Source organism: Fibrobacter intestinalis (assembly GCF_900167415.1).
In the GTDB taxonomy this organism is placed as follows: domain Bacteria; phylum Fibrobacterota; class Fibrobacteria; order Fibrobacterales; family Fibrobacteraceae; genus Hallerella; species Hallerella intestinalis.
Window position 1 is genome coordinate 16,880 of record NZ_FUWU01000012.1, and the last position, 26,347, is coordinate 43,226.

The window sequence follows — 26,347 nt, forward strand, 5'->3', positions numbered from 1 at the left end:
CTTCTGCCTTTTACTCAGATTTTGTATATTGTAGAGAACCATTTTATAAAAGGATTTTTTTATGCAATTCCGGCCTGTCAAAGAACAATTGGACATTCTACTTCGCGGTGTAGCCGAGATCATTCCGGCAGATGAACTGGAACAGAAACTTCAAAAATCTTATGACACGGGAATTCCTCTGCGTGTAAAACTCGGCGTGGATCCAACGGCTCCCGATGTGCATTTAGGGCATACGGTTGTGATGCGCAAATTGCGTCAATTTCAAGATTTAGGACATACGGTTGTTTTGATTGTCGGCGATTATACGGCGCAAATCGGAGATCCGTCCGGTCGCAATAAAGCACGTCCGCGCCTTTCTCACGAGCAGGTTTTAGAAAATGCCAAAGAATATCAGCAACAGTTTTTCCGCGTTGTGCGGGAAGATCGGGTGGAAATTCGTTATAATGGTGAATGGTTTAGCAAGTTGCCGTTCTCTAAAGTGACGGAATTGATGGGGCAGTTTACTGTTGCTCAAATGCTAGAACGGGAAGACTTTCACAATCGCTATGTCTCCAACAGTCCGATCAGTTTGCACGAGTTTATGTATCCGATGATGCAGGGCTATGATTCCGTCGCCATCCAAAGTGACATTGAACTTGGAGGAACGGACCAGAAGTTCAACGTTTGCCGCGGCCGCGATTTGCAAATGTTCGAGAAAATGCCTCTTCAAATCGGTATGTTCATGCCCATTCTTTTGGGAACGGATGGAAAAGCCAAGATGAGCAAGAGCCTTGGCAATTATGTGGGCGTGAACGAACCAGCCGACGTGATGTATCACAAGATATACAATTTGGCGGACTCCATTGTCGAAAATTGGTTCGAGCTTTTGACCGATGTTCCTCTGGCGGAAATCAAACAGATGATGACGGACGTGGCTTCTGGAAAGCTGAATCCGAATGTGGCGAAAGATCGCCTGGCCAAGAATATCGTAGCCCAATATTACGGGGCTGAAGCCGCTGAAGCCGCAGCCGTCAAAGAAAAAGAAATTCACAGCGGTAACGCCATTCCGTCCGATGCAAAGGAATGCCGGTTGGATGCGGGCGAGTATAAAATTTTGGATCTTCTTGTGCAAGTGAAAGCGTTTTCGTCTAAAGGCGAAGCGCGCCGCATGGTGCAGAACGGCGGCGTCAAGTTGGCTGGAGAAAAAGTTTCCGATCCGATGATGGAAGTGAAAGTTTCCGGTTCCGACCAACTTCTGATTCAAATCGGCAAACGCAACTTTTTCAAGGTCAATTTCTAATGAACGGCGACACTTTGATCTTGGGATTGAATCCGACCTGGCAGCGTCTGTTTCTTGTGGACGAGTTTCGACCGGGCGAAGTCAATCGTTTGTCCAAGGTAGAGGAATTTGCTTCGGGCAAAGGGATCAACTGTGCACGGATTTTGCGCAAACTGGGCGGTGATTTTATGCTTGCCCATTTTCTGGGCGGCGAGCGCAGCGTTTCGATTTGTGATGAAATCGCCGCAGCGGGAATTCGTCAAGTTCCGATTTGGATAGGCGATTCCACTCGGCTTTGCACGACGATTATTTCCAAAGGTGATACGACGGAATTGATTGAGCCGTCCCCTCAAATTACAGAAGCTGAAAATAAGGATTTTTCGCAAACCATTGGCGAAGTCTGGAATGATGTCTTAAATATCGTGCTGTGTGGTTCTTTCCCTTCGGGATTTCAAAAGGAAATTTTGAGCCAACAGAATTTGACGGGTAAACGCCTGTTTATCGATGCTGTGGATGGCATTGATACGTGGCTGGAGCAGGGGGTGGAACTTCTGAAAATCAACTTGGACGAATACTGCAAACTCTTGCAGCGTTATGGAATTCCGCAAATTACTTCGAGTCCGCAGTTTTGGAAAATGACCGCTTCTACGCTTCTCGATCGTTTACCGATTCGTCATTTGGTCGTTACGGACGAGGATGCTCTGGTTCATGCTTTTTACCGTTTAGAAGGCAAGTTCATGGGGCTTGAACTCCAGCCTCCGCAAATTAAAGTGGTTAATGACATTGGTGCCGGTGATGCTTTTCTTGCCGGTTGGCTTTCCGCTGATTTTTTAAATCTGCCGATCAACCATTGCCTCGCCAAGGCCACGGCGGTTTCGGTGGCTCGCTGTGAAGTCGATCGCCCATGGAATCTGGATATTTCTCGGGTGTCCGCTTTGGAAACGGAATTGCTTTCTCGGATTGTTAAAATGACGGATTGATATGCGGACTCTCCGAAAGACTCTGCTAGCGGTTCCTTCTTCCGTGGAATGGAAAGTCCTCTTTCCAAAAGTTCCGTATGAAAATAGTGTCCAAAAGCCGTTTGTTTTGAGTTCGTCATTGGAGGCGGCTTGTGTCGGGGTCGGGCTGGTCGGTTTTGCTTCGGGATTTACGCAACTACTCGGTTCTCGGCAATACGCAAAGGCGATTCTTGTCGGGATTGCTGGCGCTCTTCCGTTCAGCGGGCTTTCATCGGGAACAATCGTTCGGGTAGATGCAGAATGTGTTGGCGATGTCGGCTATTGGAATGACGGTGTCTTTTCTCCATTTTCCAAACGCCCGTATTGTTTTAAAGCGACTTCATCAAAATGGGCTCCTCCGTCCATCGCCCAACTCTCCGGTGTTCGGGGCGTTTCGGTCAATACGATGACTTCCTGCGAGCAAGTTTTGGAATTTCGTGCTCGCTTTTACAAGGCCCAAGTGGAAGCCATGGAAGGCGCTTCGGCATTTGCCATTGCTAAAGCGCTGGGAATTCCTGTTTTTGAAGTCCGAGCCATTAGCAATTTTGCTGGCGACAGAGATGTTTCTGGCTGGAATATCAAACAGTCTCTTCAAAAAGTTCGGAAACAAATTATCGATCCGATGGTGGAGAAATTTTAATGAACTCTCAAAAACTTATTTTCAGAAATTGACACATCGCTCTATCTCATTGGATTTTTCTTTATCAAAATAGTCTTTAGAGGTTGCCTTATGCAAAAATTGCGCTTGGGAATTTCGACTTGCCCAAATGATACTTTTATTTATGAAGCTCTGGTTCAAGGCCTTATTCATTCCGAATTCGCGTGGGAAGTCACTTTTGCGGACGTCCAGACTTTGAATGAAATGGTTCTTGCTGGAAATCTCGACGTGGCGAAAGTCAGCTGCGGGGTTCTTCCGCAGATTCAATCGAATTATCGCTTGCTTTCTTGCGGCGGGGCTATGGGCTATGGTTGCGGTCCGCTTCTTTTGTCGTCTCGGAAAAGCGCTTCTTTTGATCCGGCAAGCAAAACTTTTCTTCCTGGAAAAAATACGACAGCAGCCGCTTTATTTTTCTTTTGGTTCGCGACGACGCAAGGTGGCCGACGGCCTATTGTTTCTTATGCTTTTTTTGATGAAATATATCAAAAGCTTCTTTCTGGCCAATGTTTTCAAGGGGTGGTTATTCACGAAAAACGATTCACTTGGGAACAGGATGATTTAAAATCGCTGGTGGATTTGGGTGCTTTTTGGGAAGCAGAAACCCGTTCTCCGATTCCGTTGGGTTGTACGGTAGCCAAAAAAAATCTAGAATCGCCTGGGATTCTGGCGGTTGAAAACGAAATTCGCCGGAGCTTGGATTTTGCCTGGAAACGTCCGAATCTTGTTTCGGATTTTATCCGCAAAAAGGCGCAAATCGCGGACAATTCAGTAATAGAAAAGCATATTCGTATGTTTGTTACGGAATTTACCCGCGACATAGGCTCGGATGGAGAAAGATCTCTCGATTACTTAATGAAACATCTTACTGTGTAAAAAGAAATAAACAAACGAAAAGGGAGGGCGTAAAAAAAATCTTTTTTTTGAAAAATTTACATTGAACCGAAATTTTGACCAAAACTTTATTTATTTTCGAGAGAAATCTATTTAAGGGAGTTTCTTATGGATTTGGTTCAGCAACTAGAACAGGAGCTTGTGGCGTTGAAGCACGAGTACGAAAAGTTCATCAAAGGCAATAAATCCGCGGGAACACGCGCCCGTAAGGTTCTGCAGAATATCAAACGTACCTGTCAGGATCTTCGTGTTTCTATTCAAGGAGTGAAGAAGGAATCGGACGGAAAGAAACCGGAAGAAGAAGGAGACGCATCCTAATTTTTGGAAACAAAAGCGTGAAATGCTCTAAAAAAATGTTTTTTTTCAAAGATTTATCATTAAAACTATTTGACTAAAGCCATTTTTGAAGGTATATTCCACGTTGTGATTTGGTACACAGAGAGTGGTTCCCCTTGTATCCGGTCCGAATGGATGTGTAGAAATTATGTTTTATGATTGGAGAAATCTAGCAGTATGACCCTAAAGAAAGTATTCGTAGTTCTTGCCGGGACTATGCTCTTCGCGGGATACGCTTCGGCAAAGGCTATTAACGTGCCGGGCGATTACGTAAAGATCGCAGACGCTCTGGGCAACGCAGACGCTGGCGATACCATTTTTGTCAAGCGCGGAACGTACAACGAAAACATTACCCTGATCATGGGCGTTGTTCTTAAGGGTGAAGACCCTTTGACGACGATTATTGATGGCGGGCGTCGTGGGCCTACCGTAATGGGAACGTCTGGAGCGGAAATGTCGCACTTTACCATTCGGAATGGTATAGAAGGCATTCTCTGCGAAAATGCGGCTCCCTATATCCATCATTGCTATGTCATGGACAACAAGGCGACTGGCATCGCCGCGTTCATTTCTCTCCCTAATTTGCGCAACAATGTCGTGTACGGCAACCGCTGGTCCGGCATTCTTGCTTGGGGCGCAAAGTCGCTGGACGCTTATGTGGAACAGAACGTTGTTTTGCGGAATGGTTATTCGGGACTTACCCTCAAGGGACCGACAAATCTTGTTGCCCGGAACAACATTTTCATGGAAAACCATTATTATGGTGTCTTTGCCGATCCTGCTGCGGGTCAGACAAAGATTGAATACAATAACATCTATAAGAACTACTACCCGTTCAATCGCTTTATTAAGGTAAACCGGACGAATGTTTCGCTGGATCCGAAATTCGTTAATCCTTCGCTCGGCAAACCGAATTTTTACTGCAATTCCAAATCTCCGATGTTGAAACGTGGCAAGGGCAAACTGGATATCGGTTTGCTTGCTCATGACGTTCTCCCTGAAAAGGAAGAAGAAGTCAATGAAACGCGCAATCCGGATACCGATGGTGACGGAATGTGTGATCCATGGGTTTCGGAAGAAAATGTTTTGGATAAGTATTCGGCGGTTTGTGCCGGCATTGACCAATGCCCGGAAGACGCTGAAGATGTGGATGGCTTCCAAGATGATGATGGCTGCCCCGACCCGGATAATGATCGTGATGGCATTTGCGATCCGTGGGTAGAAGCTGGCGGTCTGCTGGATAAGTATGCTCACACCTGTAAGGGTGCAGATGCTTGCCCGGATAATGCGGAATCCTTAAATGGTTATAAGGATGAAGATGGCTGCCCGGATGAAGTTCCCGTTCCGCCGAAGAAAGTATTCATTCTTGAAGGTGTTAATTTTGAATCTGGCAAGGCTGTCATCACAAAGGATTCTGAAGTTTCCCTCCGTAAGGTTATAGACATTATGGAAGCTTTCCCGGAAATTTCCTTTGAAATCGTGGGCCACACCGATAATGTCGGTAGTGCAGAAAAGAACAAGAAGCTTTCTGCGGAACGTGCTGAAGCGGTGAAGACGTTCTTCGTGGAAAACGGAATTGCCGAAAATCGTATGGTGACCCGTGGTGCCGGCGATACACAGCCGAAAGCTTCCAACAAAACGCCGGAAGGCCGTGCCCAGAATCGTCGCATTGAATTCACTCGCACGGACATTAAGTAAGGAGAAAGTTAGACGATGACACGCTTTAGCTTCATCAAGACAACAGCTATTGGGCTTATCTGCACGAGTGCAGCGTTTGCTTCTCCCTCGTACGCCCCCCATAAGTATCAGCAGAACGACTGGTTCGGCGAATTTGGCAGCAACAATACTTCGATGTATGTGAACCCCGCAGGAATCGCTGAAACAGATCAAATAGAACTTTCTATCGGCTTTTTCAGCACGATAAGTGGCGAAGCTTCTCAGGAATACGGTTCGATTACGATTCCGTTCGGCTATGATCATACATTAGGCATTTCATTCTTTGAAAACGGTGCCGATGTGGATGGCGGCTATTCCTATGTGGAAAACGCCTATATGATTGGTTACGCTTATCGTCTGATGCATTGCTTGGCTTTGGGCGTTGACCTCTCTATCCTTCAGATCAACCAGTTCGATGCGAATAAGCAATTGACTTTGGGTGCTGATGTGGGTATCAGTTGGAATCCGATTTCCAACTCCCGTTTTGGTAGTCTGACTGTTGGTGTTGCTTTCCAGAACGCTGTAGCTCCGGCTATTAGTACGGAAGCGGACAATTCCTCTTATCATTTTGTATTCATGGGAGCCGATGAATCTTACAAGGTTCCGAGCAACTTGAACTTTACCCTGTTCTATCGCGGCTTTAACCGGATGCTGGAAGCCAAAGCGGAATTTTCCGTGATTGACGTCCTGCATGAAAGCTCTGAAGGTGGAGACGGAACAAGTTTGGAAACGAGCTTTACCTTGACGTATTATCTGAGTACTCATTTGGGTGTTCGTCTTCGCTTTACAAAGGAAGGCTATCCGGTTCTTGGTGCTACAGTCAATGTCAAAGACGTCACGATTTTCCGCTATCTGGCTCTGGATTTGGAAATGTCGCACGACGATATTGTTGAAAAGAAAAACCGTGGCTTCATCTGGGCTGTAAAGCTGACTTCTCGTTTTGGCAATACGCGTGAAGAAAACATCGGTGAAGATCGTTATCGTCGTTTGAAAATCGAACCGGAAAACGATTATCGTGCTGCCATGCGTTTATATTTGAACCGTCAATTCCTGGAAGCGGCTTATGCTTTTGGCAAGGTTCAGACGAAGTATCCGGCATTCCATTTGGTGGACCAAGCTGCTTTCTATAAAGGCAAGTCCTTTGAAAATATGCGTATGCACAAAGCTGCCAAAGCGGTTTATGAAGATGCCATCAAGCGTTATCCGCAGAGTGACCAACGCGCCAAGTATCATTTCCAGTTGATGAATATCGATTATAAGGAAGGCAAATTCAACGATGCAATGGTGAAGTACCAGTATATTGTTCAACATTTCAGCGAAAGCGATGTGAAAGCGGATGCGGACTATATCGCTGGCCAGATTAAGTTTGAACAAGGGCTTTATCAAGAATCCATCGACCTTCTTTCTGCGATTCTTCCGGGTAACGCTAACTATTTCTATGCGCGTTATACTATGGGCATTGCCAACAGCCGTATGGGCAAATGGGATGAAGCCGAAAACTGCTTCCGTGACATTATCGATCAGCCGGCTTCCAACCAATCCGAAATGGATTTGCAGGATGCGGCCAAGGTCAAACTGGGACATATCTATTTCTCGGGTGACAATCCCAACATTCCAGAAGCGGCTGGGCTTTATGGTCAGGTAAAACCGGGTTCTCCTGTTTACGATGAAGCGATGTTGGCTCTGGGATGGTCTTTCTTGAAGGTGAATAAACCGGATGAAGCGATTAAATTTGCTCAGTGGATCATCAAGAATATGCCGGATTCCTTCCTCCTGTCCGAAGCGTATCTTGTTGAAGGCTATTGCTACTACATGAAGAAGGATTTTGATCGGGCTGAAAAGTCTTTGAGCAATGCGGAAAAATTGACAGAACAGCCCGTGGTTTCTATGGCTGCTCGCGATAGTGCCCGCAAAGTTTATGAAGATAACGAAGCGCATTTTGACAGTGTACAAGCAAAAGCTTTGGATCTTTCCCGTCAGCTCCCGACTCCTCGTGTTCAGATGAAACGCGATCAGCTCCGTCCAGACTTTGACAAAGCGAATCAGGCGATTGACGATTACGCGAAATTTATGCAGCGTTCTCAACAGAGCGATCGTTTTGAATCGAACCGTAAGCGAGTTTTGGAAGACGCCGGATTCACGTTGGCGACGGTGAAGACCAAGAAAGCCGAAAGCGGGGGATCTGGATCGACAAATTCTCAAGAACTTCAGCAGTTGGAAGAATTGGAAGAATTGGAATAAATCAACTTATGGGATAGGCCTGGTATAATAACTTGGGTCTATCCTTATTTTAAAAGCCGATAGGTAGGATATTCAATGAAAAAACTCTTTTTGATCGCTTTATCCGTGTTTGTTTGCGCTGGCGTATCCTTTGCGGATCCGTGCAAAGACAAAACGAATGAAGCTAAAAATATGCTTGCCAAGTGCAAAGCAATGAAAAAAGGCTCGTCCGAATACAAGCAGTGTGCTAGTTCTTACAACTTGTTGAAGACAAAAGCGCAGCAAGCTTGCCGTTCTGGAGGCATGGACGAAAATGAAATGCAGGCCGCTATTAAACAGTGGCGTACGCAAGTGGATCGCTGCAAAGGAAAGCAAAGTTCTCGTTGCGCGAGTGCCCTTCAGCAATTAGGCAACTACCAGTATCGCCTGGAAGAAAAATACCAGGTCGATAAAATGGTTCAGTATGAAGAAGATGTTGCTTGGTGCGAAGACCGCGACAACGAACCGGCTAAGTGTAAAAATTTAGGTTCGGGACCGAAAGTGGATCACTCCAAGTCCTTGGGTTATTTCTTGGAGTATATTGATAAGTATCCGAAAGAGACTAGAACTCCAAACGTGATGTATCAGGCTTCTTTTGTGTATGAAGCAAGCGGCGAAGAAGAAAAGGCTTATAAGCTGCGGATGCGTTTAGTGAAGGAGTTCCCGGATAATGGGCTTGTGCCGAAAACGTGGTTACGTATTGCGGAATACCATTTCATGAACAGAAAATTCCGCGATGCTATCGATGCTTATAAGCGTGTGACTGGTTTTGAAAATTTGACGGGTAAAGAAGCCGCGCTGGCCATGTACCATTTGGCTGAATCCTATTACAATATCGCTGAATATGAAATTGCCGCAAAAACGTATTACACATACATTGTTGGTTCCGATGCGGGTAAATACCCGAACGATTTGCGCTTGGAAGCGATGGACTTTATGGCCGCTTCTTTCTCGGATATCGATGATGGTGTTCGTGTCGCCGCAAAATTTTTGAAAGACAAAAATGTGAAATTTAAAGACTCGCTCTATTATCGTATCGGTATGAAGAATAAGGATCATGACCGTAACGAAGAAGCGGTGCAGTCTTTCAAATATTTGTTGGACATCAATCCGGATTATGTTGATGCCCCGCTCGCCGATGTTGCAATGGTTGAAATTCTCATCATTCAGCAAAAATTCGACGAAGCCCAGGAACAACGTAAACTTGTCGTGAAGCGTTATAGCAAGAATTCTTCTTGGTTTAAAAAGAACAAGCAGTATCCTAAGTCTGTGGAAAATGCGGAAAAAGCTATTCGTGCTGCAATGCTTGATATTCCGCAGTATGATCATTCTCAAGCTGCAAAATTGATGAAAGAAGGCGATACAGAGGCAGCTAAAAAACGTTATGCGGTTGCTATCAAGGGATATAATGATTTCTTGAACCAATACAAGAACGAACCTTCTTGGGATGAATATAAAGTGTATGCGAATTTGGCTCTTGTTTATCAGGAAATGGATCAGTTTGCCAAAGCCGCCGAAATGTTTAACAAAATTGTGGACGCGGATACAAATCGCTATGGTCGTCGGGCTTTGGGTTCTGCTGCTCCCTACAAGAAGGAAGACGCAGGCTATAATGCCGTCTTGATGATGGACAAGGCTCGTGTTACCGCGCAGCAGACTAAAGTTCAGGACGATCCGGTTAAGGCTTACGAGCTTCCGGAAACCAAAGCGTATTTCGCTCAGGTTGATAAGTATATGGCCAAGTTTGCTTCACAGAAAGAAGCGGTTGAATTGGCCTATAACGCCGCAATCGTTCGTTATCAAGCTAAACAATACAAGCAGGCTGTCGTTGATTTCCGCAATCTGAAAACGAATTATCCGAACAATCAATACATTCTTCTTATCAGCCGTATGCTGGCGCAATCGCTTTTGGAATCGGATCAGCTGGATGAGTCCCAAAAGGAATTTGAATGGCTGTTGAAGCAGTACACCGAAGTCAAGGCGACTCGCAACGATTCGATGGCAAAGATTATCCGCACTTCGATTGCCGCAGTCCTTTTCCAGAAAGCGGATCGTGCGGTGAAAGCCGGACAATTTGAACAGGGCGCTGCCGCTTATTTGGATCTGGTTAAGCACTATCCCAAAGAAGCTTTTGCAGACAAGGCTGTGTTTGAAGCGGCTACTGCTTATGAAAAGGCCAATAATTACGACAAGGCCGCCCAGACCTTTATGATGCTTCCGATGAATTACGGTTCCTCGCCGCTCACCATTAAGGGTATCCTTCGTGCTGCTTTGGCTTACAAGAAAGCAGGTAAGCCAGAACAAGCTGCACAGACATTCCTTTTCATTACGAATAATTTTGAAAAAGATTCGATGGCCTTTGCGGCGATTGGATTTGCCGCTACGACTTATGATTCGATTCCGAATAAGAAGATGGCTGCGCAGACCTATGAAATCGCTTATAAGAAATATCCCAATCACGAAAAAACTCCGGGAATGCTTTATAGCGCTTGCTTGACTTACGATGAAGCAAAACTTCCTGAAGAAGCTATTCGCTGTTCGAAGGATCTCGTTCGCGATTATCCGAAGAGTTCCTACGCTCTCGATGCGGCCTTTAGCATTCCTATCGCTTATCAGAACGCCAAGCGTTGGAACGAAGCCGTGGAAGCTTATATTTTCTTTGCCAAGACTTATACGACGGATAAGGAAAAGCTGATTGCCGCTTATATTGGAACCGCTCGCGCTTATCGTGAATTGAAGGACGATAAGAATGCTGCCGTTTATTATAAGAAGACGATTGAAGCTTATGACAAGTATGGTCTGCAAATTAAGAATGCGGATCCGGGAGTGCCGGCGGAAGCGGCTTTCTATCTGGGCGAAATGGAATTTGCCAAGATGGACAACGTTCAGGTTTCTGGCAAACAGAAACAAAAGGACGCTGCGGTCAAGCAGTTGACGGAGATTTTGAAGAATGCGGTCAGTCATTACTCGAAATCGGCGACTTATGCTTCGGAACAGTGGACTTTCCGTGCGACGAACAAGATTGGCTTCCTTTTTGTGACTATGGCGGCCAAGATTCGTGAACAGGAACTGAACGGAAAAACAGATGAAGAACAGTTTGCCGAACGAATTGGCATTGTTCAGCAGTTGCCGGGTTATTATGATCAAGCGCAGCCGATTTTCCAGAAGAATATCGATTTGGCGCGCGATCAGGGCTTCTATAACGCCGACGTCATTGCTGCAGAAGAAGGTTATATCGAAATGTATTACCAGGGCTGCGCCGTGTTTGTCGAAGTTGGAGACGCTTTTGCCAAGTCGCCGCTGCCGGATAGCGTGGAAATAGTTACGCAATATGTGGAATATGAAGGCATGACCAAAGAAGACGCTGAAATGGCTGCAGGCGAAGATTTGCAGGCTTATCGCGAAGAATTGGAAAGCCGGTCGAATGCGGCTCGCGAAGCTGCGGTTCCCCGTTGTGCTACAGGCATCCGCGCTTCGGAACATTATGGCATTGACAACCAATGGACTCAAAAGCTGTATGACCTCCTTCGTGAATTAGACGATCAGAACGAAGCTCTTCAGATCAAGATCACCAAATTTGATGCTTCGAAGTTGTTCCAAGACCCGAGCTACTTTAAGACAAAGGCTCGCTTGGAACAGGTTCGTTCTTCCAAGGTCATGACTCAGCAGGAACAGCTGGCTACGTATCAGGAAATTTTGAAGGATGCTCAGGCTGAAAATGAAAAGCTGCGTGCAGAACTCAAAGAACTCCAGGCTCGGCTTGCTCCGCCGCCATCAGCGGCTCCCGCTGCTCCAGTAGCTCCATAAAATCTCTTTTGAACAAGGAAAATCCCGCGAACGCGGGATTTTCTGTTTGTTTTTTGGGGTAATGAAAATTTTACAGCTCAAAAACTTCCCAAAGAGCAAAAAAAAAAATAAATATGCCTTTACAGGAAACAAAACAACAAATCACTCGTATAAAAGGAGTATTCTAATGTCTAAAATGCTTGAATCCTTCAACCCGTCTTCTGATGGTTGGCAGTTCATGTGGATCATCCTGGTGGTCGGTCTGATTGGTCTCGGCTTCTCGGTTGAACGTTTTATTTATATCGTCGTGAAGAGCGCTAAGGGGCGTGCCAAGTTCTTGAATCAGTTTGGTCAGCTCATCAGTGCCAAGCAATACGAACAGGCCTTTGATTTGGCGAATCGTTCTAAGCTCCCCATTGCGAAGGTTGTCGCCGCTATCGTCAGCAATCGTGATGCAGGTCGTGAAGCGATGCAGAATGCTTCTGATGCAGTCTTCCTTACCGAAGCTCCTCGTCTTACTCGTTATATTTCGGTTATTTCCGTGATGGCTTCTATCTCCACTCTTCTTGGACTGATGGGTACGATTTACGGTCTGATCTTTACGTTCGATGCTGTGGCTAACAAACCGGCTGCTGAACGTCCGAAGGCTCTTGCTGATGGTATTGCTATCGCTATGGGAACGACTCTCCTCGGCCTTATCTGCGCTGTTCCGCTGCTCGTTCTTGTTGGCATCCTGAATATGAACAGCGAACGTCTGATTCAGGAAATGGAAGAAAAAGGTCTCAAGATCATTAACGCCCTGTCGTAATTGTTGATAAAAGACAATTATTTAGATAGGAGATAAAATGGCAAAAGAATTCAAGAAACCTGGAAAGCCTGAAGAACCGGATTTGCTTCCGGCGATGGGCTTGTTTACTATTCTGATTCCGATGCTGCTCTCCATGACATCGTTCCAGAAGTTGGCTGTTGTAGAAGTCAATTTGCCTGAACGCAGTATGATGCAGATGGATGACCAGACTCCTCCACCTCCGGATGAGCAAGCATTGAATCTGTCCTTGGCCATTACGAATGAGTATCTCGTTATCGGTGCGCGCGGCGGTTTTCAACCCAATGTCTATTTTAAGGAATTTTGGGTTTTCCGTTGCAAATCCGATGGACAGCTCGTCAAGTATGCCGCCGAGGATGTAAAAACCCTTGTCAATTCCGGCTCTGCGCCTAAATGCAAAGACGGAACTGAAATGGATAAAGAAAAGTACACCTATTTGATCGAAAGAATCGAATTGGATATGATTGAGAAAACATCCGAAGAAGATGTTGGTCGTCTGATGTGGGGTGTTTATACTTCTCAGGAAGAAGCGCAGCCGGATAGCGTGCTTGTAGATGGCAACAACAACTTCCTCGCTATCGTTGGTGAAGGCGAGGGTGGATTGACTCCTCCTCCGGCTCTTAAAAAACCGGGTGCGGGTGCTGGTGTTGCTACCCTGGCTCAGAACTCCGCACGCAAGCTGAAACCTGAAGATGCTGCGAAGTTGATTATCTATCCGCTCTCGGCGTATGATGAAATCGCAAAGCAGCTGATTGCTATTCATACGGCCTTTATCGATCTGGAAGATGTGGACAACATCATTATCGTTGCGAATGACGATGTCCAATTTGATAAGATTATCGCCCTGATGGACCGCGCAAAATCCGCTGGTTTTGTCAAGGTTAACCTTGCAAAGTTGGGAGGCTGATAATGGCTCGTAGAATGCGTAAATATAGCGAGGACGTTCCGTTCTCCCTGACTTCGATGATGGATATGATGACCATCATTCTGGTGTTCCTTATCAAGAACATGGATGCTGAAGGTCAGTTGATTACTCAGGCGGAAAACCTTATCCTGCCGATTTCTACTTCGAAAGTGCAACCGAAAGAAGTTTCGCTTTCTGTAGTGGTCGATGCTGGCTATGTGGTGGTGGATAATCAGAAAATTATCCCTACGCCTGATGTCATGGCTCAAGAAGACCTCTTGATTACCAAGGTGGACTCTGTGCTGAAGGAACGGCGCGAGACTGAACGTGAACATGCTTTGAAAGCTGGGCTTCCGGCGGACGAAGCGGGAAACATCATTATCCAGATCGACAAAAACATCCCTTATGATGTGATGTACAAAGTGATGGCGACGTGTGGTTTTTCGGGCTACACGAATATCTCCTTTGCTGTGATGATGAAGAACGGTGGAGAGGAATAATATGGCAAAGATGACAAAGAAGAAGGTTCAAGATCCTTTTGTAGCGTCCTTGATGCCGGAATCCGACAAGCGTTTCGCTGGTGTCGCGGTTATTTCTTTCATTGTTGCAATTTCGTTCTCCCTTTGGGCTTCCATGTATGAAGCTGTCGTGGACGACGTCATTTTCGAAGAAACCGGTGCGGAAGAATTGACGACAACCATGAAGATTGAAGACAAGAAGGAAGAGAAGAAGGAAGAGAAGAAGAAAGAAGAACCGAAAAAGCCTCGTAAGAAGGCCGGCGGTGGCGGAAAACCTCGTGGAAAGGGACAGCCCAATGCTCCTCAAACCCGTGGTGTTTTGAAGCTCCTGACGGCTCAGACGACAAAATCCAATTATGCAGCTTATGATTTGATGAGAGACCAAAAGTTCTCTAAGGATATCAATAAGGTGCTGAAGGATGTCGCGGGTCTCCAGACTACGGGTAAAACCGTTCTTGGCGGTCGTCGCGGCAAGGCTGACGGTGGATTTAACGAAGGGTACGCTGAAGGCGGTTCCGGTGGTATCGGAGATGGCCTCGGTGGACTTCTCGGCGGTGGCGGCGGTGGCATTGCTACACGTGCCAAGGGCAATATCAAGACGCCGTCGGCTCGTGATATTGACATGGGCGCTGGTGGTGGCTCTCGTTCTGCGGCGGATATTATGAAAGTTGTCCGTCAGCGTACGCCGGGTCTTCGTCACATCTACAACAAGTACTTGAAAAAACAGCCGGGTTTCTCGGGCAAGGTGACTCTCCGTTTCACGATTGCTCCGGGCGGCGACATTATCAGTATCTCTGTAGCCTCTTCGTCGACAGGCTTTGCCGAATTCGACAATGCGGTGAAGAATACGGTAAAGCGCTGGACCTTTAGCAAGGTCAAGTCGGGAAATACGACGGTAACGATTCCGTTTACGTTCTCGGAATAATTCTAGAACAGATGGAACTGAATGAGCTGGAAGCATCGCTTTCGGCTCATTTTTTTTATGCTCCCAAATTTTGACGGAGCTTCTTCAATTTTTGTTTTGGACGGAGTTTTAAAATAGTAGAGGTGATCTGAGGGAAGAAAATTTAGGATTTGTTTTGAAAAAGTCAGGCATTATACGCTGTTGGAATCCAAGGGACTTTTGAACAAAGGACTTTTTGTTTATTTTTGCTTGCGAATTTATAAAACATGAATTAGTTTTATGAAAAAATAGGAGTTGACAATGAAATTGAAAACAGCTGCGGCTTTAGGTCTAACTGTTGGTATCTTTGGCGTGGGGTCGGCTTTTGCGACTTTTGCCCGTGTGGAATCTATGGGCAAGAATACGACGTATATTATGGATGACGTCAGTATTTTTGATAATCCGGCAAATATCAATTTGTATCCGAACTATTTGATTGGCGGTTTTGGACCGTATCTGGATGATGTGGAAACGGGGACGAACAAGGATCCGCAGAATCCTACTTTTGGAGGAATTTTTTCGCTCAGTTTGGGCAGCGGCGATTCACCTGATCCCCGGATTTCTATCGGCGGTCTTTTTGGACGTAAGGATGCGACTCTTTTCGGATTTTTGCCGGATTACTATATCGATGAAAATGGCAACAAACATAAAGTTCCTAATACGGTAACAAATTTTGATGGCTTTTTGGGCGGAACTCTTTCGAATGGCAATGCGATGGGCTTGCACATTTACATAGCACATCAGGATGGCGGAGACGAAACGAAAAGTGGGGAATATCAGGTTGATCAGAATGCCTATGCTTCCATTATTCGGGCGGATGCCGGTATAAATCTCCAGCTTTCCAACACGATTGATTTTGAATTGTCTGGAGGCCTTGCACGAGTTCAGTATGGACCGGAGCATAAAAATTTCTTTGATGACGGAGACTTCTCGTATTTGGTAAATTCTCGTGCGTTTTTTGCTTTGGACAAAATCGACGGCGAGATTGTGCCTGCAATGAATGCTCATTTTATTAAGGCTCCGGGGATGAAGGATACTCATGCCCAGGTCGGCCTTGGGATCAATGTCGGTTTAGATCGGGGATTTTTCTGGTTAGGCGGTGATTTCGTCTGGAATAAGAAGAAAGCCCGTGATTGGATTGTGGACTACGATAACGGCCTGACGACTTATGATGCTCAGGATGAAAACGGATATTGGGACGAACGGAAGGACATTGGAGGAATTGTCAGTTTTGGTATTGAACGCAATATCTGGTTTGACTGGTTCGTCATTCGTGTCGGTGGGCAAAAGGCGATTCTTTACACGGAATGCGATCAGGATTCGCGTAATCAGGGACGGTCTGGCATTTGCACGGAAGACGGCACCTTTTTCTCGACAAACCCGGTGGGTAACGGTAAAATGGATGACCACGTCGGCTGGGGTTTTGGAATCAATATCGAAGAAAAGCTGAAAATTGACGTGACAATTGCAGAGGACTTCTTGTTCCGTAATCCGTTCCAAGGAGAAGGCCGTTGGTTCTCTCGTTTGGATGCCACATATTCCTTCTGATTTTGTAGGGAGCTTGTTTTTTTCGGAATCTTTTGCTTTCAAATCCCTGCAGTAAAAGACGGTTGAGTTTTACTCACCCGTCTTTTTTATATTTGAAATATGCGTTTACCCATATTTTTATCGTTTGCTTTTTTGCTTTTGGCGGCTTGTGCTGAACCACGGGAAAATATCGAAGAAAAATTGTCCACCTATTTACAGGACGACTTGAAGTTTATGGTTGCTCAGACATTAAAGGCTAGCCAAGACAAAAGTGCTTTGCTGGATTCCCCCTATTATAAAATTCGGGAACTGAAATTTTTTGATGAAGCCCATTCTAAAATGTATTCAGCTTATGCCAATGTTGATTTTTATATCTATCGGGATATTAAAATGTATGAACAGCGAAAATATCGTTATGACAACCACTATTTGCAGTGGGATCGGTATTTGAAAGTGTGGCATTTTGGAAATGATACCGATGAAAAATGAAAATAGGGCGTCATTTTGTTTTTATATTTTAAATAAAATTTAGAAGGAACTTTACTTTGTTCGGACTCTTTTCTTGTGATATTGGCGTTGATCTTGGTACGGCAAACACCCTGGTTCATGTTGCGGGACAGGGAATTGTCATCAACGAACCCACGGTCGTGGCGATGGACCGCAAAAATGACCGCGTGACGGTAATCGGTGGCGAAGCGAAAAAAATGCTTGGACGCACACCCGGCAACTTGGCAGCCATTCGTCCGATGAAAGACGGCGTAATTGCAGACTTTCAGTTGGTGGAAATCCTGCTTTCTACATTCATCAAGCGGGTTCAGAAATATCCGCTCTTTTTGGTAAAACCCCGGGTCGTCATCGGCGTTCCTTCGGGAATTACGGAAGTGGAAAAGCGAGCCGTGATCGATGCCGCTCGTATGGCTGGAGCTAAGGAAGTGCACTTGGTTCATGAACCGATGGCAGCGGCAATCGGCATGGGAATTCCGGTAGATGGTCCTGTCGGCAATATGATTGTGGATATTGGTGGCGGAACGTCGGATATTGCGGTGATCGCGCTGAATGGAATCGCTTGCAACGCATCGGTGCGTGTGGGCGGCGACGAAATGGACGAAGCCGTGGTGAACTATTTGCGCAAGACTTACAATTTGGCTGTAGATGAAAATACTGCAGAACAGATAAAATGGCAAATCGGCTCGGCATCTCCTTTGGAAGAAGAATTGACGATGGACGTAAAAGGCCGCGATGTGATGGCTGATCTTCCGCGGACGATGACGATTACAAGTCAGGAAATTCGCGAAGCATTGAATGAACCGGTTACGGCGATAGTAGATGCGGTGAAGCAGGCTTTGGCTTCGACGCCTCCGGCTCTTTCTGCGGACATTTTGGATTGCGGAATTATCATGTCTGGCGGGGGCTCCAAATTGCGTGGACTGGATGCTCGTATTAGCAAAGAAACGGGCCTTTCGGTAAATGTGATCGACGATCCACTGCTTTGTGTGTGCAAAGGCGCTGCTCGCATTCTGGAAGATTTGGACAAGTACCGTCCTGTTTTGATTGCCTCCACCGTGTAAGGGAATTGCTTTAGAAAATGCAGCTGTTCCACTTGTTAGGAAGTGTCTTAATCAAGGGACACGGATTAGTTCTTTTCTTCATTCTGCTTTTGGTCGGTTTTGGAATCCGCCATTTGGAAAAAGATGGAAAAGAAACGCTTGTGGCAGGTGCGCTATCTTCCCTTTATTATCCGGCACAGCTGGTCGTTTCTTCGGTGAACCGGATTCATTCGGTCTCTTATGAAAATGATTGTTTGAAGCGTGAAAACGCGAAACTGAAGATGGAAAGGGACAATTTGCGTGAAGGTTTGGAGGAGGCCAACCGACTGCGGGTGCTCGTTCATTTTGACAATGTGTGGGATTATCCGATTGTCACTGCTCGGGTTATTGGGCAAAATCCGGGACGCTTTTTGACAACTTTTGTCGTCAATCGAGGGACGGATCAGGGGATTGAATTGGACTTGCCTGTATTTACGACGCAAGGGCTTGTGGGTCGTGTTTCTGCAGTATCGAAAAACCATGCCAAAGTTCAGCTGTTGCCAGACCCTTCGTTGCATGTTTCTATTCTGGTGCAGAGAACTCGTGTTGTCGGATTTTTGAACGGAGGATCGGCAAATTATTTGCAAGCGTTTGTTCCGTCTTATACCGGAGTGCGGGAAGGTGACACGTTGGTGACTTCGGGACTTGGCGGCATTTATCCGAAGGGAATTGGAATCGGTGTTGTGCGGTCTTTGGAAAAAGGCGATATTGACGTGGTGACGAATATCGAAGTCGAACCGTTCCAAAAATTTACTCGTCTGGAAGAAGTTTTTATTATGCAGAAAAAACCGGACTGGATTGTACAGGAGATGTTGAAGAGTGCTAACGTTCATTAAGCATTTCGTGTGCTTTATTTTGGCGGTTGTTTTGCAGACGACGGTTGCTTCTTGGATAGGTATTAGCGGGCAGGAACCGGATTTTATTTTGATTTTTATCGTTGTGATGGCGTTGTCGAGAGGACCTGTTGCGGGTATGCTGTGGGGATTTTTTGCGGGATTTTCTGCGGATGTATTTTCTTCGGTAGATTGGCTGGGTGCTCAGACAATCGCTTTTACCTGCGTAGGATTTGCTGTGGGACAATTGGAAGAGAGGTTTCTACGCTTGAATCTAGTTACTAAGGTGACTTTGCTGGGGCTTGCTTTTATGTTAAACGATTTGATTTTTTACTGCATTGTGGGAATTGAACAGGAAAAAGTGCTGACTTTCTTTTTGACGAATACGCTTCCGGAATGCCTTTACACAATGGTATTTGGTGTTTTTTGCTTTTTATTGCTGAACCGCATTGACCGAGCAACCCGTCGTAATGTCTAAAAGAACGCTGACCGAATTGCAAAATCGCAATGTAAAAACTTTTGTTTTTATGGCTCTGGTCGCTTTGGTTTTCTTTTGCCTTTCGATCCGGCTTTTTTATTTGCAATCGGTTCGCTACGAACAGAATCTCCAAAGTGCAGATGAAAATCGCTTGCGTCGTGTGGTGTTAAAAGCTGAACGCGGACTGATTTATGACAGGAATGGAACGCTTTTGGTCGGAAATAGACCCTCTTACCAAATTGTGGTCTTGCCTGCAGAAATTCGCAAAATGCCGCAAAGCCAAAAGGATTCTTTATTTAAACGTTTGATTCACTTGAAAGATTCGCAGGGTGAAAATCTTTTTGATTCGGCGGTAGTGGATACGATGTTTCAACGAAGTGCGTGGAAATCCCATGGAACGCTTCGGATTTTAGAAGACGCTTCGGAGGAACAGGTTTCGATTGTTCAGGAACGCTCCGGTGAATTCCCCGGTGTGACGACAGTTGTGGAATCGCGGCGCTCTTATCCCTATGGCTCTTTGGCTGCGCATTTATTGGGCTATACGGGGGAAATTTCGGATGAACAATTGGAATTGCCGGAATTTGCTGGCTATTCTTCGGGAGATCGCGTTGGACAGAAAGGGCTTGAAAAACAATACGACGGCGAATTTCGCGGAGAGGACGGCGTTAAATTTGTGGAAGTGGATGCGTACGGACGCCATGTGAGAAACATAGAGGGAATGCAGAACGTTCCTTCTGTTCCTGGATATGGAATGGTCACGACAATCGATTTGGATATCCAAAAAGCGGCGGAAGAAGCAATGCCGGATTCCGTGCGGGGGGCAATTGTCGCTTTGGATCCTCGGAATGGGGAAATTTTGGCGATGGTTTCTTCGCCTAGGCTGGATCCGAATATCTTTTCCCTAAAACGTCGGGAGCGCAACAAGGGTTGGGCAAAAGTCGCATTGGATTCGACTCGTCCATTGATGAACCGGGCGATTGCAGGCGTCTATCCTCCAGCGTCTGTTTTTAAATTGGTGACGTCCGGGGCGGGCTTGGAAAATCGATTGGTAACGGGTGTTACCCATTTGCAAAAATCCTGCACGGGCGGTTTTACTTTTGGTTCTCGATATCAAAAGTGTTGGGGTGCTCACGGCAATTTGGATTTAGTGAATGCGCTGCGCCTTTCTTGCGACGTGTATTTTTATCAGCTGGGATTGATGTTGGGAATGGAACGAATCAATGAATTTGGATATCGTTTTGGATTGGGGCATCAGTTGGGCATTGATATTCCCGGCGAAAAACAAGGTTGGCTTCCCGATTCGGTGTCGTTTAATCAGCGAAATCAACGGAATGGTTGGCGTTGGGCGAAAGGGCTGATTTTGAATTTGGCGATAGGCCAAGGGCAACTGGTGACGCCGCTTCAGGAAGCAGTGCTGGCGGGTTCTATTGCAACGGGGAAAGGCGTTTTTCGGCCTCATCTGATGAAGGAACTTCGCGATGTCGATGGAAAGCTGGTTGGCCGATATATTCCTGAAAAAATCTTTGAAGGGAATATGAACGATTTTACCCATAAGACCCTTTTGGCAGGAATGGATTCCGTGGTGAATCATCCGGGAGGAACGGGCAAACGGGCGGCGATTCCCGGCATTCGGGTCGGGGGCAAGTCCGGTTCCGGCGAATGGAAAAAGGGCGAAAAGACGCACGCTTGGTTTGTTGCCGTAGCACCGCTCTATGATCCCGAAATAGCGGTCGCCGTTATTCAAGAAGCTCAGGGCGGCGGGGGTGCAAAGTCCGCTCCCATTTGTCGCAAGGTGATGGAAGCCTATTTTGCAAAGGTTCATGGAAAAGATTCGACGGAGGTAAAAAAATGAGGGGCTCCGGACGTTTTCTAAACAACAAGATGAAAATCGACTGGCTCTTTTTGACGCTGGTTTTTATACTGACTAGCATCGGAATACTTCTTGTCTATTCGGCGACGGCGAATGCGGAAACGGTTTGGTATGCTTCTCGATGGTTTCGTCAAATTGTTTATTTTGTTTGTGGTTGCTTGCTGGCTGCGGCTTTGGCGTGTGTTCGGATTGACTATTGGCAGCGTTTAGCTTATCCCTTGTTGTTTTTAACGGTTCTTGCTCTAGCATTTGTCGCTTTGGGTGGAGGCGATGCGGCGAAGGGAGCCGGTCGCTGGATTGATTTGGGCTTCGTTAAAATTCAGCCGTCTGAATTTGCCAAGATTACGTTCCTTTTGGCCATGTCCAAATGGCTTTCGACTCACCATGTGGATGTTTTGCAGCCGAAAACTTTCGTTGTTCCTGGGTTGATATTCCTGGTTCCATTCGCATTGGTGTTGAAGCAACCCGACTTAAGTACGGCTTTGGTTTTTACAGCCGTGACGATTGTTGGGTTTTATTGGGCAGGAGTTTCGTTATTGGACTTGTGCCTGCTATTGAGTCCGGTGGCGTCGGTCATTTTATCGTATCCGCACATCCCTTATTCGCAAATTTTATGGGGAGTTCTTTTGTGCGCCGTCTTTTTGCTTTTGTTTTTCCGCAAGATGCCCAAAAAATTTGTGATTTTCATTCTTTTGCTCAATATTGTTTGCGGTTACGCCAGTACGATGGCTTGGAATTCCTTGGAACATCACCAGCGGGAACGGGTAATGACATTTGTGGATCCGATGCGCGACCCGCGAGGTGCCGGTTATCAGGTTATCCAATCGGAAGTGGCGATAGGCAGCGGAGGAATTTTTGGTAAGGGATTCGGCGAAGGTTCGCAGACCAATCTGGCCTTTTTGCCCGAAGAACACACGGATTTTATTTTCAGCGTTTTGGGGGAGCAGTTCGGCTTTGTGGGATGTATGGTGGTTCTCGCTCTCTATTTCTTGTTTCTGTGGCGAGCGATTGCCATCTGCCGTTTGCATTTAGATCCGTTTGTCAATCATGTCGTTTCTGGAGCTTGCACCATTTTCTTTTTCCATATGACGGTGAATATTTCGATGACGTTGGGATTGATGCCGGTGACAGGTCTTCCTTTGCCGTTTCTTTCTTACGGGGGCTCGTTTATGTGGATGTGCATGATGCTGGTGGGAATTCTGGTCAATATGCGTTATCAGGGTAGCCAGCTGGAAAGCAATTACAATTAGGCTCTATCCATATTCAAAAATCGGTGGAGATTATCGCGCCGTTTCCATTTCTGCCATGGTTCGATTTCACCGCTTAAGTCATTAAGCGGCCTTTGCGAAAAAAGCGGATTTTTTTCCTTTTTTTCTGAGTGGAAACGTTATTCTCTGTAGTACAGGGGAAACCCCGTGCTTATGAATGGAGAATTTTATGAAATTAAAAAATGATTTTGCCTCTTTTATATTTGGGAATGGCTGCATGGCTTGCCACCGGAGCGGATTGCCTTTAGACCCGTGGCTTTGTCCGGATTGCCAAAAGGAGTTGATTCGCCTTGCGCAAGCGCCTCGCCGCCCTAGGCCGGATGTCTTTTGCCTGTATGCGATGACACCTTTGACAAAAGAACTGGTACACGGATTAAAATACGGGAATATGTCGGGATTGGCCCGTTATTTGGTTGAAATGGCATTTTCGGAAACGGAGTCTCGGGAGATATTTCGGGAATGGGGACGGCGTTTGGCGTTTATTCCGGTACCGCTTCATCCCGCCAGAATGCGGGAGCGCGGCTATAATCAGGCAGAAAAATTGGCGCAGGCGTTGGCTGCTTGTGTTGGAGGCGTTGTCGTGCCGGCTTTAGAACGAAAAACTTTTCGGGTTTCGCAAACTAAACTATCCAAGTCGGGACGAGCGGATAATGTAGCGGGAGCATTTGTTTGGAACAGGCGTTGCCGATTTCCAAATTTCCATATCCCTGTCATCGTAGATGATGTTTTTACAACGGGAGCGACCACGTCGGCGTGCCTCTATGCGCTGGAAAAGAAAAATTTGGCGGGATTCGCCAAGGTTTGCACGCTGATGAACGAAGAAAGCACTACGGCGAAAGCCGATTTTGCCGCAGATTCCGCCATGGAGTGGAATTTTTAGCGGAGGAAGAGGGACTCGAACCCCCAAGCCTGACGGCGGCGGTTTTCAAGACCGCTGACTTACCAATTAGCCTATTCCTCCGAAAATTAAAAGCCCCAGAAAACTAGGGCTTTTAAAAAGTGGCTCCGACAGGATTTGAACCAGTGACACGAGGATTTTCAGTCCTCTGCTCTACCAACTGAGCTACAGAGCCATTTCTTGCCCCAAATTTAGTCTTAAACGGAAAAGTTGTCAAGGGCTTTTTGTTGTAAACCAAAATTTTAGTGTAAATGGGGAAGCTTTCGTATAAATTTGAGCTAAGGGATTGTGTTGGTGCGTTTTGGAGATATGATGAAGCTATCTATTTACGCTATTTGGGCAATTTTTGCAGCATTCCTGATTGCTTGTTCGGACGATGCCAGCTTGGTTGATGATGACCAATCCTTGGACAATCCATCAGGAGAACTTTCTTCTAGCGGGGAATTTGCCTCTTCGGGCAGCGTCGTTACGGACTCGTCTAGTTCGGGGGGACTGATATCTTCATCTTCTTTGCAGTCAAGTTCCAGTAGCGAGCAACTTTGTCTGGCGACCTGGGTTGGCAATTCTAAAATATCCATCAATGAAATTATGCCGGGGAATCTGGATTGGTATGACGATTTGGGCAAAGATCCGGGTTGGGTGGAATTGCATAATTCCAGCGATCAGCCGGTGGCTTTAGATGGTTATGCTTTGGTGGAAAACACGATTCGTCCGAGAAAATGGGTTATCGGATCCGACACGATTCCGCCCAAAGGTTTTCGCATTATTTTTGCTTCGAAAAGAGATGTCGCCACTTTGATTGAAGGGGAGGATTCTGAACTGGCGCATTATCGGTTGCATACGAACTGGAAGCTAGAAGATGAAGGAGGAAACATTTATTTAATCCAGTCGGATTGTGGAATTGCGGATTCGGCGAGTTACCCGAAGCTGGAAGCGGGAATTAGCTGGGGAAAAACTTCGAGCGGTTGGCTCTACTTTAAGAATCCGACTCCGGAAAGCGACAATTCGGCGAGTCAGGGAGCTTCGGGCTTTGTCGCCTTGCCTGCTTTTTCTCAAAACGCGGGATTCTATAAGGATTCTGTTGTGGTATCTCCGCCGAAAACGGATGATGGATCGACGGTCCGCTGTACATTTGATGGCTCCATTCCTACATCGGCTTCTTTAGAAATGCTCTCGCCGAAAACATTGACTGCCAACACGGTTGTGCGTTGCGCGGCGTTTAAAGACGGCCTCATTACGAACAAAGTTGTGACGAACTCTTATTTTATCAACGAAGAAATTCGAAATATGCCGGTTGTTTCGATTAGCGTGGATTCTCAATTTTTCCAAAAACATTACCTTTATGTGAAAGCGGGAAGTACCAATGGACAGAGTCCATCGAGTGCGGATCCGAACAATACGACCCTTTATGCAGATGTGGAATTTCCTGTTCACGTTGAATATTTTGCCAATGGAAGTGGCAGCACCGGTAAGGATTGGGAAATCGATGCGGGGATTTCTTTGATGGGCGGTTACAGCCGTTTGGAAAAGAAGAAATCTGTAGCTATTAAAATGGGCGAAGAATACCAGGAAGGCTGGCTCCGTTATCCTCTATTTGAAACGCGGAAAGCGACAAACAGCAAATTTAAAGCGTTCAATCTGCGCAACAATGGCAACCGTTTTGTGAGCGATTATATAGAAGATGCGATGGGCGGTGCTATTTTGGAAGGTTCCGGAGTGGACTATCAGCGCAGTCGCCAAGTGATCGTTTTTTACGATGGCGTTTACTGGGGAATTCACGATATGCGGGAACGCTACAACAAGAATTATGTAGAAACGAACTACGGCATTGACGCTTCGGAAGCGACGATTATTAAGCATATCAACAAAAAAATCGAAGCGAGTAACGGGACGACTGCAGAATACGAAGCATTGCTGAATTTTGTTTACGACAGTGATTTTAGCGGCGAGAAGAATGCGAATTACGAAACCGTGAAGCAGCTGATGGATGTGGAAAATTTTGCGGCTTATATGGCTGCGGAAATATATATGCACAACGGAGACTGGCCGAATAATAACGTACGCGCTTGGAAAAGTCCGAATACCAAATGGAAATTTATGGTTTACGATTTGGATCATGGTTTTGATTGGACGTGGAGCGTTTCGGGATTTTATCAATCCACAAATATGTTTGACTGGGTTAAGCAGGGCGGCTATTCTTCTGGAAAATGCTATGGTGGCAAGTCGCCTTCTTGCTTTCACACTTTCTATGTCCAGTTGATCAAAAACCCGGATTTTAAGCGGATGTTTATCAATCGTGCGGCCATGCTTTTCCAGAATAATGTCAATGCGGAAAATATTACGAGTACGATCGAAAAAATCGTGGCGACTATCGATGCCGACCAAATGTCTCGCGATATGGCGACATTCTTGCAAACCGAACGCTGGTATTCTAATTCCTGCGCCGGCGGCTTTAGCAAGAGCGGTTCGTGTATGAAGGAATGGGCGGCGGAACGTGACGCAACGATGCAGAAAGAATTTCGTGAAGAATTCGGATTGTCGGAAAATATCGAAGTGACGATTGCGGCTTCGGGCAACGGCTACGTGACTCTTGACGATATGCTGCTTCCGAATTTGAAAAGTTGGACTGGGACGTTCTTTGGTGGAAATTCCATGCTGCTGACGGCAAAACCTTCTGGAACGGGAAAATTCGTGAAGTGGGAAGACGGCTCTACGGAAAATCCGCGTCTGGTTTTACCCGCAAATGGGGACAGCTTTGTCGCCGTTTTTGAATAATTTGTGATTCTGTGTCGGC

At 46.1% G+C, this 26,347-nt stretch carries 21 protein-coding genes and 2 tRNA genes; 21 read left to right on the forward strand and 2 right to left on the reverse strand.

Translation table 11 applies throughout. The features are described 5' to 3' along the window. Positions 1-61 precede the first annotated feature (61 nt). From tyrS to B5D40_RS04800, 20 genes are all read left to right on the forward strand, one after another. Positions 62-1,279, forward strand: coding sequence for a tyrosine--tRNA ligase (gene tyrS / locus B5D40_RS04705; RefSeq protein WP_078775975.1), 1,218 nt, complete (start codon positions 62-64; stop codon positions 1,277-1,279). Next, the gene (locus B5D40_RS04710) at positions 1,279-2,238 is read left to right on the forward strand and encodes a 1-phosphofructokinase family hexose kinase (protein ID WP_078775976.1); all 960 of its coding nucleotides are present in this window, start codon (positions 1,279-1,281) and stop codon (positions 2,236-2,238) included. The genes tyrS and B5D40_RS04710 overlap by 1 nt, the downstream gene beginning before the upstream one ends. Position 2,239: 1 nt before the next feature. Then, positions 2,240-2,896 carry a phosphorylase family protein gene (locus B5D40_RS04715; RefSeq protein ID WP_078775977.1) on the forward strand — a complete coding sequence of 219 codons (657 nt, stop codon included), beginning with the start codon at positions 2,240-2,242 and terminating at the stop codon, positions 2,894-2,896. Positions 2,897-2,986: 90 nt separating this feature from the next. Beyond that, positions 2,987-3,787, forward strand: a complete 801-nt coding sequence (locus B5D40_RS04720; protein WP_078775978.1) for a 1,4-dihydroxy-6-naphtoate synthase — start codon at positions 2,987-2,989, stop codon at positions 3,785-3,787. 126 nt (positions 3,788-3,913) lie between these two features. Continuing rightward, positions 3,914-4,123 (forward strand): hypothetical protein, encoded by a 210-nt coding sequence (locus tag B5D40_RS04725; protein ID WP_073305009.1) that lies wholly within the window; start codon positions 3,914-3,916, stop codon positions 4,121-4,123. Positions 4,124-4,318: 195 nt separating this feature from the next. After that, positions 4,319-5,839 (forward strand): OmpA family protein, encoded by a 1,521-nt coding sequence (locus B5D40_RS04730; RefSeq protein ID WP_233134283.1) that lies wholly within the window; start codon positions 4,319-4,321, stop codon positions 5,837-5,839. A gap of 15 nt (positions 5,840-5,854) precedes the next feature. After that, a complete protein-coding gene (locus B5D40_RS04735) occupies positions 5,855-8,098 on the forward strand; it encodes a tetratricopeptide repeat protein (RefSeq protein ID WP_073305006.1) in 2,244 nt (747 codons plus the stop codon). Between the two features lie 75 nt (positions 8,099-8,173). After that, positions 8,174-11,923, forward strand: coding sequence for a tetratricopeptide repeat protein (locus tag B5D40_RS04740; RefSeq protein WP_078775980.1), 3,750 nt, complete (start codon positions 8,174-8,176; stop codon positions 11,921-11,923). A gap of 166 nt (positions 11,924-12,089) precedes the next feature. Continuing rightward, positions 12,090-12,710 carry a MotA/TolQ/ExbB proton channel family protein gene (locus B5D40_RS04745; protein ID WP_073305034.1) on the forward strand — a complete coding sequence of 207 codons (621 nt, stop codon included), beginning with the start codon at positions 12,090-12,092 and terminating at the stop codon, positions 12,708-12,710. Between the two features lie 37 nt (positions 12,711-12,747). Then, positions 12,748-13,635 carry an ExbD/TolR family protein gene (locus B5D40_RS04750; RefSeq protein WP_078775981.1) on the forward strand — a complete coding sequence of 296 codons (888 nt, stop codon included), beginning with the start codon at positions 12,748-12,750 and terminating at the stop codon, positions 13,633-13,635. Positions 13,636-13,637: 2 nt separating this feature from the next. Next, positions 13,638-14,132, forward strand: a complete 495-nt coding sequence (locus B5D40_RS04755; protein ID WP_078775982.1) for a biopolymer transporter ExbD — start codon at positions 13,638-13,640, stop codon at positions 14,130-14,132. 1 nt (position 14,133) lies between these two features. Continuing rightward, positions 14,134-15,075 carry an AgmX/PglI C-terminal domain-containing protein gene (locus B5D40_RS04760; RefSeq protein ID WP_233134282.1) on the forward strand — a complete coding sequence of 314 codons (942 nt, stop codon included), beginning with the start codon at positions 14,134-14,136 and terminating at the stop codon, positions 15,073-15,075. Between the two features lie 279 nt (positions 15,076-15,354). Further along, a complete protein-coding gene (locus B5D40_RS04765) occupies positions 15,355-16,641 on the forward strand; it encodes a hypothetical protein (RefSeq protein ID WP_073304999.1) in 1,287 nt (428 codons plus the stop codon). A gap of 99 nt (positions 16,642-16,740) precedes the next feature. Next, positions 16,741-17,109 carry a hypothetical protein gene (locus tag B5D40_RS04770; RefSeq protein WP_073304997.1) on the forward strand — a complete coding sequence of 123 codons (369 nt, stop codon included), beginning with the start codon at positions 16,741-16,743 and terminating at the stop codon, positions 17,107-17,109. A gap of 56 nt (positions 17,110-17,165) precedes the next feature. Beyond that, positions 17,166-18,188, forward strand: a complete 1,023-nt coding sequence (gene mreB, locus B5D40_RS04775) for a rod shape-determining protein (RefSeq protein WP_073304995.1) — start codon at positions 17,166-17,168, stop codon at positions 18,186-18,188. A 17-nt stretch (positions 18,189-18,205) separates the two neighbouring features. Next, on the forward strand, positions 18,206-19,042 hold the full coding sequence (mreC, locus tag B5D40_RS04780) for a rod shape-determining protein MreC (RefSeq protein WP_073304993.1): 837 nt from the start codon (positions 18,206-18,208) through the stop codon (positions 19,040-19,042). Continuing rightward, a complete protein-coding gene (gene mreD / locus B5D40_RS04785; protein ID WP_073304991.1) occupies positions 19,026-19,517 on the forward strand; it encodes a rod shape-determining protein MreD in 492 nt (163 codons plus the stop codon). The genes mreC and mreD overlap by 17 nt, the downstream gene beginning before the upstream one ends. Next, positions 19,510-21,369 carry a penicillin-binding protein 2 gene (gene mrdA / locus B5D40_RS04790; RefSeq protein ID WP_078775983.1) on the forward strand — a complete coding sequence of 620 codons (1,860 nt, stop codon included), beginning with the start codon at positions 19,510-19,512 and terminating at the stop codon, positions 21,367-21,369. The genes mreD and mrdA overlap by 8 nt, the downstream gene beginning before the upstream one ends. Next, positions 21,366-22,637, forward strand: a complete 1,272-nt coding sequence (gene rodA, locus B5D40_RS04795; protein WP_078775984.1) for a rod shape-determining protein RodA — start codon at positions 21,366-21,368, stop codon at positions 22,635-22,637. The genes mrdA and rodA overlap by 4 nt, the downstream gene beginning before the upstream one ends. A gap of 187 nt (positions 22,638-22,824) precedes the next feature. Beyond that, on the forward strand, positions 22,825-23,535 hold the full coding sequence (locus B5D40_RS04800; protein WP_078775985.1) for a ComF family protein: 711 nt from the start codon (positions 22,825-22,827) through the stop codon (positions 23,533-23,535). On the opposite strand, the gene B5D40_RS04805 is transcribed toward B5D40_RS04800, so the two are convergent. Beyond that, a tRNA-Ser gene (locus B5D40_RS04805) sits at positions 23,536-23,616 on the reverse strand. A gap of 39 nt (positions 23,617-23,655) precedes the next feature. Then, positions 23,656-23,728: transfer RNA gene (locus tag B5D40_RS04810), tRNA-Phe, on the reverse strand. A 134-nt stretch (positions 23,729-23,862) separates the two neighbouring features. Here B5D40_RS04810 and B5D40_RS04815 point away from each other — a divergent pair. Continuing rightward, a complete protein-coding gene (locus tag B5D40_RS04815; protein WP_095849551.1) occupies positions 23,863-26,328 on the forward strand; it encodes a CotH kinase family protein in 2,466 nt (821 codons plus the stop codon). Positions 26,329-26,347 lie beyond the last annotated feature (19 nt).

Excerpts from the sequence above, each read along its gene's own strand:
- tyrS (WP_078775975.1), top strand. The coding sequence starts at position 62 with ATGCAATTCCGGCCTGTCAAAGAACAATTGGACATTCTACTTCGCGGT.
- B5D40_RS04710 (WP_078775976.1), top strand. The coding sequence starts at position 1,279 with ATGAACGGCGACACTTTGATCTTGGGATTGAATCCGACCTGGCAGCGT.
- B5D40_RS04715 (WP_078775977.1), top strand. The coding sequence starts at position 2,240 with ATGCGGACTCTCCGAAAGACTCTGCTAGCGGTTCCTTCTTCCGTGGAA.
- B5D40_RS04720 (WP_078775978.1), top strand. The coding sequence starts at position 2,987 with ATGCAAAAATTGCGCTTGGGAATTTCGACTTGCCCAAATGATACTTTT.
- B5D40_RS04725 (WP_073305009.1), top strand. The coding sequence starts at position 3,914 with ATGGATTTGGTTCAGCAACTAGAACAGGAGCTTGTGGCGTTGAAGCAC.
- B5D40_RS04730 (WP_233134283.1), top strand. The coding sequence starts at position 4,319 with ATGACCCTAAAGAAAGTATTCGTAGTTCTTGCCGGGACTATGCTCTTC.
- B5D40_RS04735 (WP_073305006.1), top strand. The coding sequence starts at position 5,855 with ATGACACGCTTTAGCTTCATCAAGACAACAGCTATTGGGCTTATCTGC.
- B5D40_RS04740 (WP_078775980.1), top strand. The coding sequence starts at position 8,174 with ATGAAAAAACTCTTTTTGATCGCTTTATCCGTGTTTGTTTGCGCTGGC.
- B5D40_RS04745 (WP_073305034.1), top strand. The coding sequence starts at position 12,090 with ATGTCTAAAATGCTTGAATCCTTCAACCCGTCTTCTGATGGTTGGCAG.
- B5D40_RS04750 (WP_078775981.1), top strand. The coding sequence starts at position 12,748 with ATGGCAAAAGAATTCAAGAAACCTGGAAAGCCTGAAGAACCGGATTTG.
- B5D40_RS04755 (WP_078775982.1), top strand. The coding sequence starts at position 13,638 with ATGGCTCGTAGAATGCGTAAATATAGCGAGGACGTTCCGTTCTCCCTG.
- B5D40_RS04760 (WP_233134282.1), top strand. The coding sequence starts at position 14,134 with ATGGCAAAGATGACAAAGAAGAAGGTTCAAGATCCTTTTGTAGCGTCC.
- B5D40_RS04765 (WP_073304999.1), top strand. The coding sequence starts at position 15,355 with ATGAAATTGAAAACAGCTGCGGCTTTAGGTCTAACTGTTGGTATCTTT.
- B5D40_RS04770 (WP_073304997.1), top strand. The coding sequence starts at position 16,741 with ATGCGTTTACCCATATTTTTATCGTTTGCTTTTTTGCTTTTGGCGGCT.
- mreC (WP_073304993.1), top strand. The coding sequence starts at position 18,206 with ATGCAGCTGTTCCACTTGTTAGGAAGTGTCTTAATCAAGGGACACGGA.
- mrdA (WP_078775983.1), top strand. The coding sequence starts at position 19,510 with ATGTCTAAAAGAACGCTGACCGAATTGCAAAATCGCAATGTAAAAACT.
- rodA (WP_078775984.1), top strand. The coding sequence starts at position 21,366 with ATGAGGGGCTCCGGACGTTTTCTAAACAACAAGATGAAAATCGACTGG.
- B5D40_RS04800 (WP_078775985.1), top strand. The coding sequence starts at position 22,825 with ATGAAATTAAAAAATGATTTTGCCTCTTTTATATTTGGGAATGGCTGC.
- B5D40_RS04815 (WP_095849551.1), top strand. The coding sequence starts at position 23,863 with ATGATGAAGCTATCTATTTACGCTATTTGGGCAATTTTTGCAGCATTC.